Source organism: Bradyrhizobium sp. USDA 4473, from assembly GCF_054063335.1.
This window is the reverse complement of record NZ_JBSSGE010000001.1, coordinates 824,638-841,092: the sequence shown is the minus strand read 5'-3', so window position 1 is coordinate 841,092 and position 16,455 is coordinate 824,638. Positions and strand designations below refer to the sequence as shown.

Genomic DNA, 16,455 nt, shown 5'->3' with positions numbered 1-16,455 from the left:
GCAACCAAAAACAACAACCATCGGAGAACAAGATGAACACGGATCTCAACCGCGTCACCAAGCTACTCACCGCCGCGCTCTGCGCCGCGATGCTCGCCGCGCCCGCCACCGCCCGCGAAAAACCGAGCCCGCTGGTTGCGGCGCGCGAGGTCAAGACCGACGTCGCCGGGCTGACGGCGCCGGGACAGATCCTGGTCGATGTCTGGGGCATCCCGCATATCTATGCCGGCAACGAGCACGACCTGTTCTTCCTGCAGGGCTTCAACGCCGCGCGCGACCGGCTCTGGCAGATCGATCTCTGGCGCAAGCGCGGCCTCGGCCTGCTGGCGAAGGACTTCGGCCCGGCCTATGCCGAGCAGGACAAGGCGCTGCGCCTGTTCCTCTATCGCGGCGACATGAATGCGGAATGGGCTGCCTATGGCCCGAAGGCGAAAACCTACGCCGAGGCGTTCGTCGCCGGCGTCAACGCGTATGTCGCCGACGTCAACGCGGGCAAGCGTCCGCTGCCGATCGAGTTCAGGATCGCGGGCACCAAGCCCGACCCGTGGTCGGCCGAGGATGTGGTGCGCGTCCGCAGCCACGGTCTCACGCGCAACGTCGCCTCCGAGGTGAAGCGGTCGCTGGTGGCCTGCGCCGCCGGCCTCGATGCCGATCGCTTCCGCGTCAAGCTGGAGCCGGCCTGGACCACCAGGATCCCCGACGGCCTCGACCCGTGCAGCGTGCCGAAAGGCGTGCTCGCGGCCTACGACCTCGCCACCCGCCCGGTCAAGTTCGCGGCGCCGAAGGATCAGAAGGCCGCGCTGGCGCATGATCCCGACACATTCCTCGCCGAAGCCGATCAGCAGCGCGACACCATCGGCTCCAACAATTGGGTGATCGCGGCCGCGCGCACCGCGACCGGGCGTCCGATCCTCGCCAACGATCCGCATCGCGAACATTCGGTGCCGTCGCTGCGCTACATCGTCGGCCTCAACGCGCCCGGCATCTCCGTGATCGGCGCCGGCGAGCCGGCGCTGCCGGGCATCTCGATCGGCCATAACGACACCATCGCGTTCGGGCTGACCATCTTCAACGTCGACCAGGAAGACCTCTACGTCTACGAGCTCAACCCCGACAACCCGAACCAGTATCGTTACGGCACGGGCTGGGAGGACATGCGCATCGTGCACGAGACGGAGCAGGTCAAGGGCGAAGCCGACCGCGACCTGGAGCTGAAGTTCACCCGCCACGGTCCGGTGATCTTCGTCGACGCCGACAAGAAGCATGCGTTTGCCGTGCGCTCGATCTGGTTCGAGCCGGGCACCTCGGCCTATTTCGGCTCCTCCGACTACATGACCGCGAAGTCGTGGAACGGTTTTCTCGGCGCGATGCGGCGCTGGGGCGCGCCGTCGGAGAACCAGGTCTATGCCGACACGTCGGGCAATATCGGCTGGGTCGCCGCCGGCAAGACGCCGCGCCGCACCAGTTTCGACGGGCTGATGCCGGTGCCGGGCGACGGCCGCTACGAATGGCAGGGCTTTCTGTCGCTCGACGAGCTGCCGAAGCTCTACCAGCCGAAGCAGGGCTTCATCGCCACCGCCAATCAGATGAATCTGCCGGCGGATTATCCGGTCAATGAGCGCCGGGTCGGCTTTGAATGGTCCGACAGCGCGCGCTGGCAGCGCATCACCGAGGTGCTGGAGAAGAACGGCAAGGTGACGCTGGCGGACGCGATGGCGTTGCAGAACGACGACACCGGCATGCTCGCGCGCCGCCTTCTCGCGCTGCTGAAGCCGCTCACGTCGGACGATGCCAACGTCAAGAAGGGCCTCGAGCTGCTCAAAGCGTGGGATGCCCGCGACACTGAGGACAGCGCTGCGGCTGCGGTCTACGAGGTCTGGATCGCCAACCATCTCGGCCCGGTGCTGCTCAAGACCACGGCGCCGAAGGCGGCTCAGCTGATCGCGCCGGAGGCGTCGAGCATTTCTGCCATCGTCGGCTATCTCGAAAAGCCCGATGCCGCGCTCGGCAGCGATCCCGCCGGCGAGCGCGACCGCGTGCTGCGCGACAGCCTCGGCGCGGCCGTCGCCGATGTCATCGACAAGCTCGGGGGCGATGCGTCGATGTGGCGCTGGGGTCGCCTGCATGTCGCGCAGTTCAATCACGCGTTGATGCCGCTCGCCGACAAGGCGACCGCAGCGCAGATGCAGGTCGGTCCGCTCGCCTTCGGCGGCGCCGCCAACGTGCCGCGCGCCGCCACCTATCGCCACTCCGACTATCATCTGCTCTCCGGCGCCTCGTTCCGCATGGTGCTCGATGTCGGCAATTGGGATGCGAGCCGCACCATCAACACCCCAGGCCAATCCGGCGATCCCTTCAGCGGCCACTACCGCGACCTCGCGCCGCTCTGGGCCACCGGCCAGTATGTGCCGCTGCTCTACAGCCGAGGCGCGGTGGAAGCGGCGACGGCAGAGGCGATCACGCTGACGCCGAGGTGAGAGGCGAGTATGTCTCGCTGGCCGCTCCACAAACTCCGCCGTCGTCCCGGCGAAGGCCGGGGACCCATAACCACGAATCTCGGTTGGGTTGCACACGGCGGCCCCAGCGTGCCTCATCACTCACATTCGGGGGTAATGGGTCGCGGCCCGCGCCGGGACGACAGTGAATGTGTGGAAGCGTCTCCGCTCTACCCCGTCTGCTTCTCCTGCACCTCCAGCATCGCGCGCAATGTATCGTCGCTGAGCTTGCCGTGCGGCGAGGGCACGCGTCGCACGACGGTCTCGATCGGGCGCGCGTGCTGCGGAACGACTGGAGCGCTGTGCACCGGCGCCCCGTCATCGATGTCGGTGGCCGCATCAGCCGCGCCCGCACCATAGGCATAACCGACGCCGCGCCGGCGCCGCGTGGGCTTCGGCTTCGGTGGCGGCGGCGTAGTGATGATCGGCGGCAGCGCGTGATGGCGCGACACGGTGGTTGCTCCGGTGGCCTCTGCACATCGAGCGCCTGATTCGCCAAATCACCCACTGACAAATCGGTAACATTGTTACGCGGCGTTGCATTGCATCTGCCGCGACATGCGAATATCTCCGGCCGACACGCAGAAACAAAGGTCCTCAATGCTGCTGCCCGACGGTTACTCCGACATCCCTCCCGTCAAGATCGCCGCCGTCGTCACACATCTGGAAATGACCGCGCGCCCGCCGCGGCGCGACGATCCGCCCGGCGCGTGGCGCCTGCGCAAGGTCAAGCCGCCTGCGCTCGATTGGTATCGCGATCTCTACCGTCGCGTCGGCGAGCAGTGGCTGTGGTTCACCCGCACCGGGCTCGACGACGCCGATCTCGCCTCGCGGATCCACGGGCCCGGCATCGAGCTCTACGGGCTCGTGGTCGATGGCGAGGACGAAGGCCTGCTCGAGCTCGATTTCAGCGTGGCCGGCGAATGCCAGCTGCTCTATTTCGGCGTCACCGCGAAATTCATCGGCACCGGCGCCGCGCGCTTCCTGATGAACCGCGCGCAGGAGATCGCCTGGTCGCGCGACATCGGCCGCTTCTGGGTGCACACCTGCACCTTCGATCATCCCTCGGCGATCGCGTTCTACCAGCGCTCCGGCTTCCGCCCGTTCCTGCGGCAGATCGAGGTGGCGGATGATCCGAGGCTCGACGGCAAATTGCCGCGCGATGCGGCAGGGCACGTGCCGGTGATTGGATAGCTTGTCACGCAGACCGGCTCATGATCCGGTTGCAATGCGGCGCAAGCCATCTACGATGGTGCAAAGCGCAACCTTTGACCCGGCTTGGCCGCCACACCTTGAAAGCCCTGCTTTCGAGCGCAGTGGCCTGCCGCGGCATGACGGACGAGATGACAGATGTTCCTGATCGGCCAGTACGACTCGCCCTTTGTCCGCCGCACCGCGATCGCGCTGCGGCTTTATGGCTTGCCGTTCGAGCACAAGCCGTGGTCGACCTTCGGCGATGCCGAGAAGGTCGCGGCCTATAATCCGGTGCAGCGGGTGCCGACGCTGGTGCTCGATGACGGCGAGGCGCTGATCGAGAGCAGCGCGATCCTGGATTATCTCGACGAGCTGGTCGGGCCGGAGAAGGCGATGCTGGCGCGCTCGGGGCCCGAGCGGCGCAAGCATCTGCGCATCATGGCGCTGGCGACCGGGCTCGCCGACAAGGCGGTGAGTCTGGTTTACGAGCGCGTGCTGCGCAAGGAGCAGCTCAAGCTGTGGGTCGAGCGCTGCGAGGGGCAGATCTCGCGCGTGCTCACGGTGCTGGAGCAGGAACGCGCGGCGGTGCCGTCGCCTTATTGGTTGGGCGATCGGATCGGCCACGCCGACATCGCGGTGGCCTGCGCGCTGCGCTTCACCGGCGAAGCGCATCCACATCTGTTCGACACGCGCTATCCGGCGCTCACGGCCCACGCCGCGCGCTGCGAAGCGCTGCCGCCGTTCCAGGAGATCGTGCAGCCGCTGGCGCCGCCGAAGGGGTAGGGCGTATCGCGGAGCTCCCTGCTTTCGTCATTCCGGGGCTCGCCGAAGGCGAGAGCCCGGAATCCAATCATCCGCGGAGTCTGCGGCCTGATGGATTCCGGGCTCGTGCTTCGCACGCCCCGGAATGACGAGTGGAGAGAGGTGCGACAAAACAACCCGACGGGCAACTCAGCAAAACGCGTCAAGTGCCGGCGTTGAAAATATTTCGCTTTATCCGAAGCGCAATTCGGTGTATGAATAGCCCGTCTCGCCCGACACGAGGGGCGCTTCGCGGTCGTCACGAACGCGGGTCGAGATGCGGTGGACGCCGATTGTGCAGTCGACGAATGCGCATGAAGCGGACAGCGAAGTCGTGCAGGCCTGACGCCCTAGCGGTAGGTGTCTCTTCCGATTGCGCAGGGCGCGTTGTGAAGACGGTGACAACAAAGCCAAGTCTCGCCGGGGAGAGCACGTATAAGCCGTAAGCCATCGCGCAGGGAAAGCCGGATTGCTCCGGTTACACCTGTGGTCCTACCCCCGTGCTTTCTACCTATTGCACGGGGCCCATGGGTGCGATCGGCACCCGGCTTTCCCTGCGCCCTCACCAACGGAGAGGGCGGAAACGAAGAGCAAGACTCGGACAATTCATGTCGCGAGAACGCGAAACTGCGTCCTCACCCAAGCTGTCATCGCCCGGCTCGCCGCCTCCGCTAAAGCTTCGGCGCGCCACGGACTGCTTGCCTCGTCGAAGCCTTGGCGTAGACGGGACCGGGCGATCCAGTACGCCGCGGCTTCTCGGCTCAAGCATTACTGCCTCTGGAATACTGGATCACCCGCTTTCGCGGGTGACGACACCGACAGTGTGGCAAGTGAATCGAAACCCATTCTCGTCGTCGTCCTGGCGAAACCCATTACCCCGAATCCCAATTGTTGCACGACGCTGGGGCCGCGGTCCCGTTCATCACCGAATGCGGTGGTTATGGGTCCTGGCTTTCCGCCAGGCGACGGCGGTGCTTGTGCCGCACTCACGCGACCTCGCAACGCGCGCTGTGGGCTACCCATTGCCGGCCCGATCTTCTATGGTGCGCTGATCCGGTTCGCATGCGGCGAACTCGATAAATCCATGATATCAAAGGCTTAAGGCTTAGATCGAAGCCTTTGGAGGGCGATTTGACGCGGTATATTTCGACCAGGGGTGAGGCCCCGGTGCTTGGCTTCTGCGATGTGATGCTGACCGGGCTTGCCCGCGACGGCGGGCTTTACGTGCCCGAGACCTGGCCGCTTCTGTCGCACGAGACCATCGCCGGCTTGTTCGGCCGTCCCTATTGGGAGGTCGCGGTCGAGATCATCCGCCCGTTCGCCGCCGGCGAGATTTCCGACGCCGAGCTCGGCCGCATGGCCAACGAGGCCTATGCCACCTTCCGCCATCCCGCGGTGGTGCCGCTCGACCAGGCCGGGCCGAACCAGTTCCTGCTCGAGCTGTTCCACGGGCCCACGCTGGCGTTCAAGGACGTCGCGATGCAGCTGATCTCGCGGCTGATGGATCACGTGCTGGCCAAGCGCGCGCAGCGTACCACCATCGTGGTCGCGACCTCGGGCGACACCGGCGGCGCCGCGGTCGAGGCGTTTGCCAATCTCGACAATGTCGACCTCGTCGTGCTGTTCCCGAACGGCCGCATCTCCGAGGTGCAGCGTCGCATGATGACGACGACGGGTGCTGCCAACGTCCATGCGCTCGCGATCGAGGGCACGTTCGACGATTGCCAGGCGCTGGTGAAGGAGATGTTCAACAACCATCGCTTCCGCGACCAGGTGGCGCTGTCGGGCGTCAACTCGATCAACTGGGCGCGCATCGTGGCGCAGGTGGTTTACTACTTCACCTCGGCGGTCGCGCTCGGTGCGCCGCAGCGCACGGTCGACTTCACGGTGCCGACCGGCAATTTCGGCGACATCTTCGCCGGCTATGTGGCGAAGCGGATGGGGCTGCCGATCCGGTGCTTGCGCATCGCCGCCAACGTCAACGACATCCTGCCGCGCACGCTGAAGACGGGCAATTACGAGGTGCGCGAGGTACACGCCACGGCGTCGCCGTCGATGGACATCCAGGTGTCCTCGAATTTCGAGCGGCTGCTGTTCGAGGCGTCTGGTCGCGACGCCGACCAGGTCCGCCGCCTGATGGCCTCGCTGAAGCAGTCCGGCCGCTTCGTGCTGCCCGATGCGACGCTCGCCGCGGTGCGCCGCGATTTCGACGCCGGCCGCGCCGACGAGACCGAGACCGCGGCCGCGATCCGCGCCGCCTGGCGCGAGGCCGGCGATCTCGTCGATCCGCACACCGCGGTGGCACTCGCGGTCGCCGACCGCGACACCTCGGACTCCAAGATCCCGAACATCGTGCTGTCGACCGCGCATGCGGCCAAATTCCCCGACGCGGTCGAGGCGGCCTGCGGGGTGCGTCCGCAGCTGCCGGCCTGGCTCGGCGGCCTGATGAGCAAGTCCGAACACATCACGGTCATGAAGAATGATTCCGCCGAGGTCGAGCGCTTCGTGCTGTCGGTCAGCCGTGCTGCCAAGCAGGGAGTTGCCTGAATGAGCGTTGACATCACCAAGCTGCCGAGCGGCCTGACCGTCGTCACCGACACCATGCCGCATCTGGAGACCGCGGCGCTTGGGGTCTGGGCCGGCGTCGGCGGCCGCGACGAGAAGCCGAACGAGCACGGCATCTCGCATCTGCTCGAACACATGGCGTTCAAGGGCACCGCGCGGCGCTCCTCGCGCGAGATCGTCGAGGAGATCGAGGCGGTCGGCGGCGACCTCAATGCCGGCACCTCGACCGAGACCACGGCCTATTATGCGCGGGTGATGAAGGCCGACGTGCCGCTGGCGCTCGACGTGCTCTCCGACATCCTCGCCAATCCGTCCTTCGTGCCGGATGAGCTCGAGCGCGAGAAGAGCGTGATCGTGCAGGAGATCGGCGCGGCGCAGGATACGCCCGACGACGTCGTGTTCGAGCATCTCAACGAGCTCTGCTATCCGGACCAGCCGATGGGCCGCTCACTGCTCGGCACCGCCAAGACGCTGAAGGCGTTCGACCGCGACATGCTGCGCGGCTATCTGTCGACGCATTACCGCGCCCCCGACATGGTGGTCGCGGCCGCCGGCGCGGTCGATCACGAGCGCGTTGTCGAGGACGTCGTGCAGAAGTTTTCCAGCTTCGACGCCACGCCGGCGCCGAAGCCGCAGGTCGCGATGTTCGGCAAGGGCGGTTCGCGCGTGGTGCATCGCGATCTCGAGCAGGCGCATCTGACGCTGGCGCTCGAAGGCGTGCCGCAGACCGATCTGTCGCTGTTCTCGCTGCAGGTGTTCACCAACGCGCTCGGCGGCGGGATGTCGTCGCGGCTGTTCCAGGAGGTGCGCGAGAAGCGCGGGCTGTGCTACTCGATCTACACCTTCCACGCCCCCTACACCGACACCGGCTTCTTCGGCCTCTACACCGGCACCGATCCGGCCGACGCGCCGGAAATGATGGAAGTCATCGTCGACGTCATCAATGACGCGGTCGAAACCCTGACCGAGGCCGAGGTCGCCCGCGCCAAGGCGCAGATGAAGGCCGGGCTGTTGATGGCGCTGGAAAGCTGTTCATCCCGGGCCGAACAATTGGCGCGGCATGTGCTAGCCTATGGACGGCCGCAGACGGTGGAAGAGCTGGTGGCGAGGATCGATGCGGTCAGCGTCGAATCCAGCCGCAACGCCGCCCGCGCCCTGCTGGCGCGCAGCCGGCCCGCCGTTGTCGCCCTCGGCAGCGGAAGAGGTCTGGACACGGCGGTGGCTTTTGCGGAAGGATTGACGAAGTCGAAGGCAAAGACGCTGCTGCATTAGAAGTTACCTCTCCCCGCCTGCGGGGAGAGGTCGGATTGTTCTCGGCGATGCGAAGCATCGTCCGGTGCAATCCGGGTGAGGGGGTACAGGTCCCCGACAATCGGCTCGCTCGTGGAAGCAGCCCCTCACCCCGACCCTCTCCCCGCAAGGGCGGGGCGAGGGGGACGTGAGCGGGGGAGTGTTGGGCCATGGCCCTGTTTCGTTTGCCGTCCAGTGGACCCGCTGCATTGATGCCGCGCGGTCACGGGCTGTTGCTGCGCGCGCCGCAAATGTCGGACTTCCCGCAATGGGCGCAATTGCGCGAATTCAGCCGCGCCTATCTGACGCCATGGGAGCCGATCTGGCCGTCCGACGACCTGACCCGCGCCGGCTTCCGCCGCCGCTTGCGGCGTTACACCGAGGATATCGCCGCCGACCGCTCCTATCCGTTCATCATCTTCCGCGAATCGGACGGGGTGATGATCGGCGGCATCACGCTCGCCAATGTCCGCCGCGGCATCGTGCAGGCCGGCACGATCGGCTATTGGGTCGGCCTGCCGCACGCCCATCGCGGCTACATGACGACCGCGCTGCGGGTGCTGCTGCCCTCGCTGTTCGGCGAGCTCAATCTGCACCGCATCGAGGCGGCCTGCATCCCGTCCAACGCCTCGTCGATCCGGGTGCTGGAGAAGTGCGGCTTCACCCGCGAGGGCCTGGCGCGGCGCTATCTCTGCATCAACGGCATCTGGCAGGACCATCTGCTGTTCGGCCTGCTGCACGAGGATTTCCGCGGCTAATCATAAGCCCATTGGCTGAAGGCGGTGCCTTGTTGGACGCCTTGGGTTCGCCGCCATTGGCTTGCTATAACGCCCGCGAAACGGGGAACCCGGATTTGGAGAATGCAGGGATATCGCATGGGTGACAGGGTGATCAGGTTCGCGCTCGCGGCGGCGGTATCGATCGGGCTCGGGGTCTCCTTGCTGCCGTCGGCGGCGTCCGCGCAGTCGCTCAGCGACCGCTTCAAGAGCCTGTTCGGCGGCGGCTCGTCGGACCAGGACAAGCCGGCCGCGCCCGCCGCGCCGCAGCAGCTCAACGACGCCGATGCCGAGCTGACCTGTCCGCCGGTGCAGATCCGCTCCGGGGCCTCGACCTATTCGGTGGCCGCGAACGGCAAGGAGGCGGTCGGCAACGACGTCAAGTTCCTGGCCTCGATCACCCGCACGGCGCGGCAATGCAATCTGAACAGCGGCCAGATCACGGCCAAGATCGGCATCCAGGGGCGGATCATCGTCGGCCCCCAGGGCGCGCCGCCGTCGATCCAGGTGCCGCTCCGCGTCGCCGTGGTGCAGGGCGGCGTCGGCGAGAAGACCATCATGACCAAGGCCTACACCACAACGGTGCAGATGGACGACAGCGGCAGCGTGCCGTTCAGCCTGGTCGCCGAGGATGTGGTCTATCCCGCGCCGTCGCCGGCCGACAACGACAATTACATCTTCTATATCGGCTTCGACCCGCAGGCCCTGAAGCCGGAGCCGAAGCCTCGCGCCGCCCCGCACAAGAAGAAGTAGCGTCCTGGAACAAAGAAAAAAGGCCGGCGCGATCAGCTCGCGCCGGCCTTATTCGGAAGCAGTTGAGATCGCGTCAGTTCAGCTTGGAGCGGACTTCGGCGATGCCCTTGCCGACGAGGTCGTCGGCAACCGAGCCCTTGACCGACTGCGACAGGATGGTCGAGGCGGCGGTCACGGCGGCGTTGGCGGCGGCGGTGCGGACATCGGCCACGGCCTGGGCCTCGGCCTGGGCGATCTTGCTCTCGGCGGTCTTGGTCCGCCGGGCGACAAAATCTTCCATCTTGGTCTTGGCCTCGGCCGCGATCCGCTCGGCTTCGGCCTTGGCGCTGGAGATGATCTCCTGGGCCTCGCGCTCCGCGCTGGCGCGGCGCGCCTTGTACTCGCCGAGCAGCTTGGCGGCCTCGTCCTTCAGACGGCGGGCGTCCTCCAGTTCGGCCTTGATGCGCTCGGCACGGTGGTCGAGCGCCGTCAGCAGGGTGCGATGGACGCCGAGATAGCCGAACACGACCAGCAGAACGACGAAAGCGATCGCAACCCAGGTTTCCGGTTCGTAAAACATCCGTCTATCCCTTCAGCGACGCGTCGACGGCGCTGTTGACCGCGTTGGCGTCCGGCGTGACGCCGGCAAGTTGCTGGACGATGGCGCCGGCCGCATCCGCCGCGATGCCGCGGACGTTCGCCATGGCGTTGGTCCGGGTCGTTGCGATCTGCTTCTCGGCGTCGGCGAGCTTGGCCGCCAGCTTCTCTTCCAGCGCCTTGCGCTCGGCTTCCGAGGCCGCGTTCAGCTTCTCGCGGGTCTCGTTGCCGATCGCCTGCGCGTTGGAGCGCGCATTCGCCAGCTCGGTTTCATAGGCCTTCAGCGCCGCGTCGGACTCGTCCTTCAGCTTCTGCGCCTCGGCCAGATCGCCCTCGATCTTGTTCTGGCGTGCATCGATCGTCCCGCCGACGCGCGGCAGTGCGATACGCGACACGATCAGATAGAGCGCGACAAATGCAATCGCCAGCGACACCAGCTGCGAGGCGAAATTGGACGAATCGAACGGCGGAAAGGCTCCGCCGTGATGTCCGCCTTCGGCCTCGGTGTGGGCGCCGGCTGCCGGGCCTTTTGCCTCGCCATGACTCTCAGCCATGGTGTTCTCCTGTTGCTGTCATGCGCGCCGCCCTTGGTATGACCTTCGGGCGGCGCGACAGGTTACCGCTGAAGCGGAACCGGGGTGCCGCTCAGAGCGGAACGAACAGCAGGAGCAGCGCGATCAGCAGCGAGAAGATGCCGAGCGCTTCGGTCACGGCGAAGCCGAAGATCAGGTTGCCGAACTGGCCCTGAGCGGCCGAGGGGTTGCGCACCGCAGCGGCGAGGTAGTTGCCGAAGATGATGCCCACGCCGACGCCTGCACCGCCCATGCCGATGCACGCGATGCCCGCGCCGATAAGTTTTGCTGCTGCCGGTTCCATTTGTAGCTCCTTGAGAAAGATAGACGGATTGGTGGGTGGAGATTCCCCGGACCGCTTAGTGTCCCGGATGAATGGCGTCGTTGAGGTAGATGCAGGTCAGGATCGCGAACACGTAAGCCTGCAGGAACGCGACCAGCAGTTCGAGGGCGTACAGTGCGATCGTGAGCGCCAGCGGCAGCACGCCGCCGACCCAGCCGAGCGCGCCCAGCGAGAAGCCGAGCATCGCGACGAAGCCCGCGAACACCTTGAGCGCGATGTGGCCGGCCAGCATGTTGGCGAACAGACGAACGCTGTGCGAGACCGGCCGCAGGAAGAACGACAGGATCTCGATGAACATGACCAGCGGCAGGATGTAGATCGGAACGCCGTGGGGGACGAAGATGCTGAAGAATTTCAGGCCGTTCTTGTAGACGCCGTAGATCAGGACCGTGAAGAACACCAACAGCGCCAGCGCCGCGGTGACGATCAGGTGGCTCGCGATCGTGAAGGTGTAGGGGATCACGCCGACGAGGTTCGAGACGCACAGGAACATGAACAGCGAGAAGATCAGCGGGAAGAACTTCATGCCTTCCGCGCCGGCCGTGCTGCGAATCGTGGTGGCGACGAATTCGTAGGAGATTTCGGCGACCGACTGCAGCCGTCCCGGAACCAGGTCCCGGCCGCTCGCCAGCATCAGCAGCGCAATCAGGAGCACCGCGATGAACATGTAGAGCGACGAATTGGTGAAGGCGATCGTGTGATTGCCGATGTGGCCGAGCGTGAAGAGGGGCTCGATATTGAACTGATGGATCGGGTCGATTTTCATCCGCGCGGCTCTTGGTCCACCGGCCGTCCTGCCGGTTATCGAATTTCAAATGTCGTGACTTCCGCCAGCGCTCAGCGCTTGCCCGAGGCCACGCCCGCGGACCTCACCACGTTGACCACGCCGGCGACGAAGCCGAGCAGCGTTAACACGATGAATCCGAATGGCGATGTCGACAGCAAACGGTCGACCCCCCAGCCAAGCGCCGCTCCGACGGCAACGCCCGCGATCAGCTCCGAGGAAAGACGAAAACCGAGCGCCATCGCCGAAGCTCTGGCCGCACTGTCCCCGCTTTCATTATCGGATTGATCAGTCTTGCTCCTGCGGCTGTCGCGAATTTCTGACAACCGATGATCGAGACTTCCGAGCCTTGCGGAAAGCGCAGCTTCGTCAGGAGGCGATTGATCGCGACTTCCACCTGCGCCGTGGTTGGTGTTCTCAGCCATGCTGCGAACACTAACCGATGCCGCGGATGATGGAAATTGCGCCCGTCCCCGTCAAAAGCCGCGCGGACCATACTTACCGCGTCTAATCAAGTCAAGATTGCGTCGTAACCAGTTATTGCTTTGATTCTGCTGATCTTATTTGAAGATATTCAAGGTCAGAGTGACGCAGTGATCGCAGTGCAACAGCTGGCGTGGCATCGAGCGATATTGCCTGGCTTCCCGCGCTCTGCTGGGATCGGCGAAAGTCCCACCTCTCGTGCAGTCAAGGTTCCGCATGCCGCGCCAGATCGACTACTACTTCTCGCTGCAATCGCCCTGGGCCTATATCGGCCACCAGCCCTTTGTGCGGCTCGTAAGCACTTACGATCTCAAGGTAAATTACCGGCCCGTGCTGCTGGTCGATCTGTTCTCGGAGACCGGTGGACTGCCGCTCGCCAAGCGTCACCCGGTGCGGCAGCGCTACCGGATGATCGAGTTGCAGCGCTGGCGCGTCAAGCGCGGCCTCAATTTCCATCTCCAGCCGGCCAACTGGCCGTTCAACGGACGCCTCGCTGATGGCGTCGTGATCGCGCTGCTCGAAGCCGGGCTTGATCCTGAGCCGTTCTTGCAACGCGCCTATCCCGCGGTGTGGGAGCTTCAGCTCAACCTTGCCGATCCAGCGACGCTGGTGAGGCTCGCCGACGATGCGGGCCTACCGGGCAAGCAGCTGGTGGAGCGCTCGGGCTCCGATGCGATCAGCGCGGCCTATGAGCAGAATCGGCAGGATGCATTGGAAGCCGACGTGTTCGGTTCGCCAGGATATGTGCTGGACGGCGAGGTCTTCTGGGGCCAGGACCGGATCGAATTGCTCGAGGACGCGTTGAAGTCAGGCCGCAAGCCCTATAGCTCTGGGCAATAGGGGCGGGATCAGGTTGAGGCGGAGCAAGCCATGCCCATCGCGATGTCGCCGTCGAGATTGTCGATCGCAATTGCTGCGGTGCTGATCTCGAGCGCTGCGGTCTCCGCGCAAACCGCGCCCGATACCGAGAACGGCCGCTACGCGTTATCTCCGGCCGGCGACGGATTCCTGCGGCTCGATACGCGCACCGGCGCGGTGTCGACCTGCACCAATTCCAGCGCCGGCTGGGCCTGTTACATGGTGCCGGACGAGCGCGCCGCGCTGGATGCCGAGATCGGGCGCCTGCAAGCCGACAATGACAAATTGAAGGGCGAACTCGCCGCGCGCGCACCGTCGGCCAAGACCGACGAGGCATTGCCGAAATCGGATCAGCTGAAGAAGCCGGAGCCGAAAATCGCCGAGGGCGAGCGCAAGATCGAAATCCCGCTGCCGAGCGACCGCGACATGGATCGCATGATGTCGTTCCTGGAGCGGGCCTGGCGGCGGCTGATCGAGATGGCCAACCGTGTGCAGCGCGACGTCAACGGCGGCAAGATTTGAGGCGGCGCCATCGCTGTCATCCCGGCCTGGTGGGACCCATAACCACCGCTGGGAGTTGGGTGGCTAAGTTGGTAACTCCAAATCTTCCTAACTGAAATGCCGCGGCGTATGGCTCCTGGCCTTCGCCGGGACGACGTGCTGAGAAAGTACAGATGAACTCACCGAGAAAAATGGTCCGCTCGGCGCCGTCCTCCGTCGCCGCAACCAGCATCGTCTCGTCGCGCCTGACGGTCGAAACGCAGGGCAGCGGCTTCATCGACATCACGCGCGAGGTCGCAAAATTCCTGCGCGAGGTGCGCGCCGGCGAGGGGGCGGTGACGCTGTTCATCCGTCATACCTCGGCCTCGCTGACGATCCAGGAGAATGCCGATCCGACGGTGCTGGTCGACCTGATGACGGCGCTCGATCGCGCCGCGCCCGCGAACGGCGGCTGGCGTCACGACACCGAAGGCCCCGACGACATGCCGGCACATATCAAGACCATGCTGACGGCGACCTCGCTTCAGGTCCCGGTGCTCGACGGCGAGATGGCGCTCGGCACCTGGCAGGGCATCTACCTGATCGAGCATCGCGCCCGGCCGCACCGCCGCGAGATCGTGCTGCAATTCATCGGCGCCACGCGCTGACGCGTTCGCGTCGCCGCTTAAGACGACATCGGCCGCGGATCGCTCCGCGGCCGATGCATGTTGACCGAGATGTCGACGGTCAGGTCCTGGTGATGTCGACGTCCTTGGTTTCCGGAATGAACAGCGCGCCGACCACGACGGTGATTGCCGCGAAGATGATCGGATACCAGAGACCGGAGTAGATATCGCCGGTCGAGGCGGTGATCGCGAACGCGGTCGCCGGGAGCAGGCCGCCGAACCAGCCGTTGCCGATATGATAGGGCAGCGACATCGAGGTGTAGCGGATACGGGTCGGGAACAGCTCGACCAGCATGGCGGCGATCGGGCCGTAGACCATGGTGACGTAGAGCACCAGGATGAACAGCAGTCCGATGATCGCAGCCACTTGCGGACGGAACACGTCGAACGGGTTCGACATCTTCACGATGCCGGCGTCACCCGCCTTCGGATAGCCCGCCGCCTGCACCGCCGCGGTGATCGCGGGGTTCGACGTCTTGGCGTCCGTGTACGGCACCTCCTTATCGTTGACCATGACCTTCACCGGCGCGCCGGCCGGGCCAGGCACGGTGGAGTACTTCACCGACGACTGGGCAAGGAAGGCGCGGGCGGTGTCGCACGGCGCCGAGAAGACGCGGGTGCCGACCGGGTTGAACAGATCGCCGCAGCCGGCGGGATCCGCAACGACCTGCACCTTGACCGTCTCATAGGCCTTTTCCAGCGCCGGATTGGCGTTGGTCGTGATCATCTTGAAGATCGGGAACAAGGTCAGTGCGCCGATCAGGCAGCCCGCCAGGATGATCGGCTTGCGGCCGATCTTGTCCGACAGCGCGCCGAACACCAGGAAGAAGCCGGTGCCAAGCAGCAGCGCCCAGGCGATCAGGAGGTTGGCGGTGTAACCGTCGACCTTCAGGATCGATTGCAAAAAGAACAGCGCGTAGAACTGTCCGGTGTACCAGATCACCGCTTGGCCCATGGTGAGGCCGAGCAGCGCGAGGATCACGATCTTGGCGTTGGCCCAGTTACCGAAGGCTTCGGTGAGCGGAGCCTTGGAGGTCTTGCCCTCCTCCTTCATGCGCTGGAACACCGGCGATTCGTTCAGCCGCAAACGGATCCAGACCGAGATGCCGAGCAGTAGCACCGACACCAGGAACGGGATGCGCCAGCCCCACTCGGCGAAATCCTTCTCGCCGGTGAAGGTGCGGGTAAACAGGATCACCAGCAGCGACAGGAACAGGCCGAGGGTTGCCGTGGTCTGGATGAACGAGGTGTAGTAGCCCCGCTTGCCCTGCGGCGCATGCTCGGCGACATAGGTCGCGGCACCGCCATATTCGCCGCCGAGCGCGAGACCCTGCAATAGGCGGAGCGAGATCAGGATGATCGGCGCCGCGATGCCGATGGTCTTGGCGTTGGGCAGCAGGCCGACGATGAAGGTCGACAGGCCCATGATCAGGATCGTGACGAGGAAGGTGTATTTGCGGCCGACGATGTCGCCGACCCGGCCGAACACGATCGCGCCGAACGGGCGCACCAGGAAGCCCGCGGCGAACGCCAGCAGCGCGAAGATATCGCGGGTTGCCGGCGGATAGTCGGAGAAGAACTGCGCGCCGATGATGCCAGCCAGCGAACCGTAGAGATAGAAGTCGTACCACTCGAACACGGTGCCGAGCGACGACGCCAGGATGACGAAACGCTCATCCTTGGTCATGCCGGCGGGCCGCGCCGAAGTTGCAGTCATTGTGGACATCTGGATAGCTCCCCCCGAATTATTGCTGCCATGCGAGCCCCCGCTTGGCTGACCAGGCCCGAATGAGCCTGAC

Annotated in this window: 17 protein-coding genes; 10 read left to right on the top strand and 7 right to left on the bottom strand. The window is 65.3% G+C overall.

All coding sequences use genetic code 11. The annotated features are described in order from the left end of the window. Positions 1 to 32: 32 nt before the first annotated feature. Positions 33 to 2,477: a penicillin acylase family protein gene (locus tag ACVW17_RS03940; protein WP_456796789.1), complete on the top strand. Its 2,445-nt coding sequence runs from the start codon at positions 33 to 35 to the stop codon at positions 2,475 to 2,477. Positions 2,478 to 2,665: 188 nt separating this feature from the next. Here ACVW17_RS03940 and ACVW17_RS03935 read toward each other — a convergent pair whose 3' ends face one another. Then, positions 2,666 to 2,947 (bottom strand): hypothetical protein, encoded by a 282-nt coding sequence (locus ACVW17_RS03935; protein WP_456750731.1) that lies wholly within the window; start codon positions 2,945 to 2,947, stop codon positions 2,666 to 2,668. A 148-nt stretch (positions 2,948 to 3,095) separates the two neighbouring features. Here ACVW17_RS03935 and ACVW17_RS03930 point away from each other — a divergent pair, with 148 nt between their 5' ends. The 6 genes from ACVW17_RS03930 to ACVW17_RS03905 all read left to right on the top strand — a co-directional run bounded on the left by ACVW17_RS03930 (position 3,096) and on the right by ACVW17_RS03905 (position 9,874). Next, positions 3,096 to 3,689, top strand: a complete 594-nt coding sequence (locus ACVW17_RS03930; protein WP_456750730.1) for a GNAT family N-acetyltransferase — start codon at positions 3,096 to 3,098, stop codon at positions 3,687 to 3,689. Between the two features lie 156 nt (positions 3,690 to 3,845). Beyond that, positions 3,846 to 4,472: a glutathione S-transferase family protein gene (locus ACVW17_RS03925; protein WP_456750729.1), complete on the top strand. Its 627-nt coding sequence runs from the start codon at positions 3,846 to 3,848 to the stop codon at positions 4,470 to 4,472. 1,149 nt (positions 4,473 to 5,621) lie between these two features. Beyond that, a complete protein-coding gene (gene thrC / locus ACVW17_RS03920; protein WP_456750728.1) occupies positions 5,622 to 7,037 on the top strand; it encodes a threonine synthase in 1,416 nt (471 codons plus the stop codon). After that, positions 7,038 to 8,327 carry a M16 family metallopeptidase gene (locus ACVW17_RS03915; RefSeq protein WP_456750727.1) on the top strand — a complete coding sequence of 430 codons (1,290 nt, stop codon included), beginning with the start codon at positions 7,038 to 7,040 and terminating at the stop codon, positions 8,325 to 8,327. 188 nt (positions 8,328 to 8,515) lie between these two features. Next, positions 8,516 to 9,103, top strand: a complete 588-nt coding sequence (locus tag ACVW17_RS03910; RefSeq protein ID WP_029079870.1) for a GNAT family N-acetyltransferase — start codon at positions 8,516 to 8,518, stop codon at positions 9,101 to 9,103. Positions 9,104 to 9,220: 117 nt separating this feature from the next. After that, the gene (locus tag ACVW17_RS03905) at positions 9,221 to 9,874 is read left to right on the top strand and encodes a hypothetical protein (RefSeq protein WP_456750726.1); all 654 of its coding nucleotides are present in this window, start codon (positions 9,221 to 9,223) and stop codon (positions 9,872 to 9,874) included. A gap of 73 nt (positions 9,875 to 9,947) precedes the next feature. Here the strand turns inward: ACVW17_RS03905 and ACVW17_RS03900 are convergent, their stop codons facing one another. From ACVW17_RS03900 to ACVW17_RS03880, 5 genes are all read right to left on the bottom strand, one after another. Next, on the bottom strand, positions 9,948 to 10,433 hold the full coding sequence (locus tag ACVW17_RS03900) for a F0F1 ATP synthase subunit B family protein (protein ID WP_456750725.1): 486 nt from the start codon (positions 10,431 to 10,433) through the stop codon (positions 9,948 to 9,950). A gap of 4 nt (positions 10,434 to 10,437) precedes the next feature. Continuing rightward, positions 10,438 to 11,004, bottom strand: a complete 567-nt coding sequence (locus ACVW17_RS03895) for a F0F1 ATP synthase subunit B (protein WP_456750724.1) — start codon at positions 11,002 to 11,004, stop codon at positions 10,438 to 10,440. Positions 11,005 to 11,095: 91 nt separating this feature from the next. Next, positions 11,096 to 11,326 carry a F0F1 ATP synthase subunit C gene (locus ACVW17_RS03890; protein ID WP_016847054.1) on the bottom strand — a complete coding sequence of 77 codons (231 nt, stop codon included), beginning with the start codon at positions 11,324 to 11,326 and terminating at the stop codon, positions 11,096 to 11,098. A gap of 55 nt (positions 11,327 to 11,381) precedes the next feature. Next, positions 11,382 to 12,131 carry a F0F1 ATP synthase subunit A gene (locus ACVW17_RS03885; RefSeq protein WP_456750723.1) on the bottom strand — a complete coding sequence of 250 codons (750 nt, stop codon included), beginning with the start codon at positions 12,129 to 12,131 and terminating at the stop codon, positions 11,382 to 11,384. A gap of 71 nt (positions 12,132 to 12,202) precedes the next feature. Beyond that, positions 12,203 to 12,574, bottom strand: a complete 372-nt coding sequence (locus tag ACVW17_RS03880) for an AtpZ/AtpI family protein (protein WP_212021558.1) — start codon at positions 12,572 to 12,574, stop codon at positions 12,203 to 12,205. Between the two features lie 274 nt (positions 12,575 to 12,848). Between ACVW17_RS03880 and ACVW17_RS03875 the strand changes: the two genes are divergently transcribed. The 3 genes from ACVW17_RS03875 (at position 12,849) to ACVW17_RS03865 (ending at position 14,638) form a co-directional block, all read left to right on the top strand. Continuing rightward, a complete protein-coding gene (locus ACVW17_RS03875) occupies positions 12,849 to 13,472 on the top strand; it encodes a DsbA family protein (RefSeq protein ID WP_456750722.1) in 624 nt (207 codons plus the stop codon). Positions 13,473 to 13,502: 30 nt separating this feature from the next. Then, on the top strand, positions 13,503 to 14,012 hold the full coding sequence (locus ACVW17_RS03870; RefSeq protein WP_456750721.1) for a hypothetical protein: 510 nt from the start codon (positions 13,503 to 13,505) through the stop codon (positions 14,010 to 14,012). A gap of 152 nt (positions 14,013 to 14,164) precedes the next feature. Then, positions 14,165 to 14,638, top strand: a complete 474-nt coding sequence (locus ACVW17_RS03865) for a secondary thiamine-phosphate synthase enzyme YjbQ (RefSeq protein ID WP_456750720.1) — start codon at positions 14,165 to 14,167, stop codon at positions 14,636 to 14,638. A 79-nt stretch (positions 14,639 to 14,717) separates the two neighbouring features. Here ACVW17_RS03865 and ACVW17_RS03860 read toward each other — a convergent pair whose 3' ends face one another. After that, on the bottom strand, positions 14,718 to 16,382 hold the full coding sequence (locus ACVW17_RS03860; RefSeq protein ID WP_456750719.1) for an MFS transporter: 1,665 nt from the start codon (positions 16,380 to 16,382) through the stop codon (positions 14,718 to 14,720). Positions 16,383 to 16,455 lie beyond the last annotated feature (73 nt).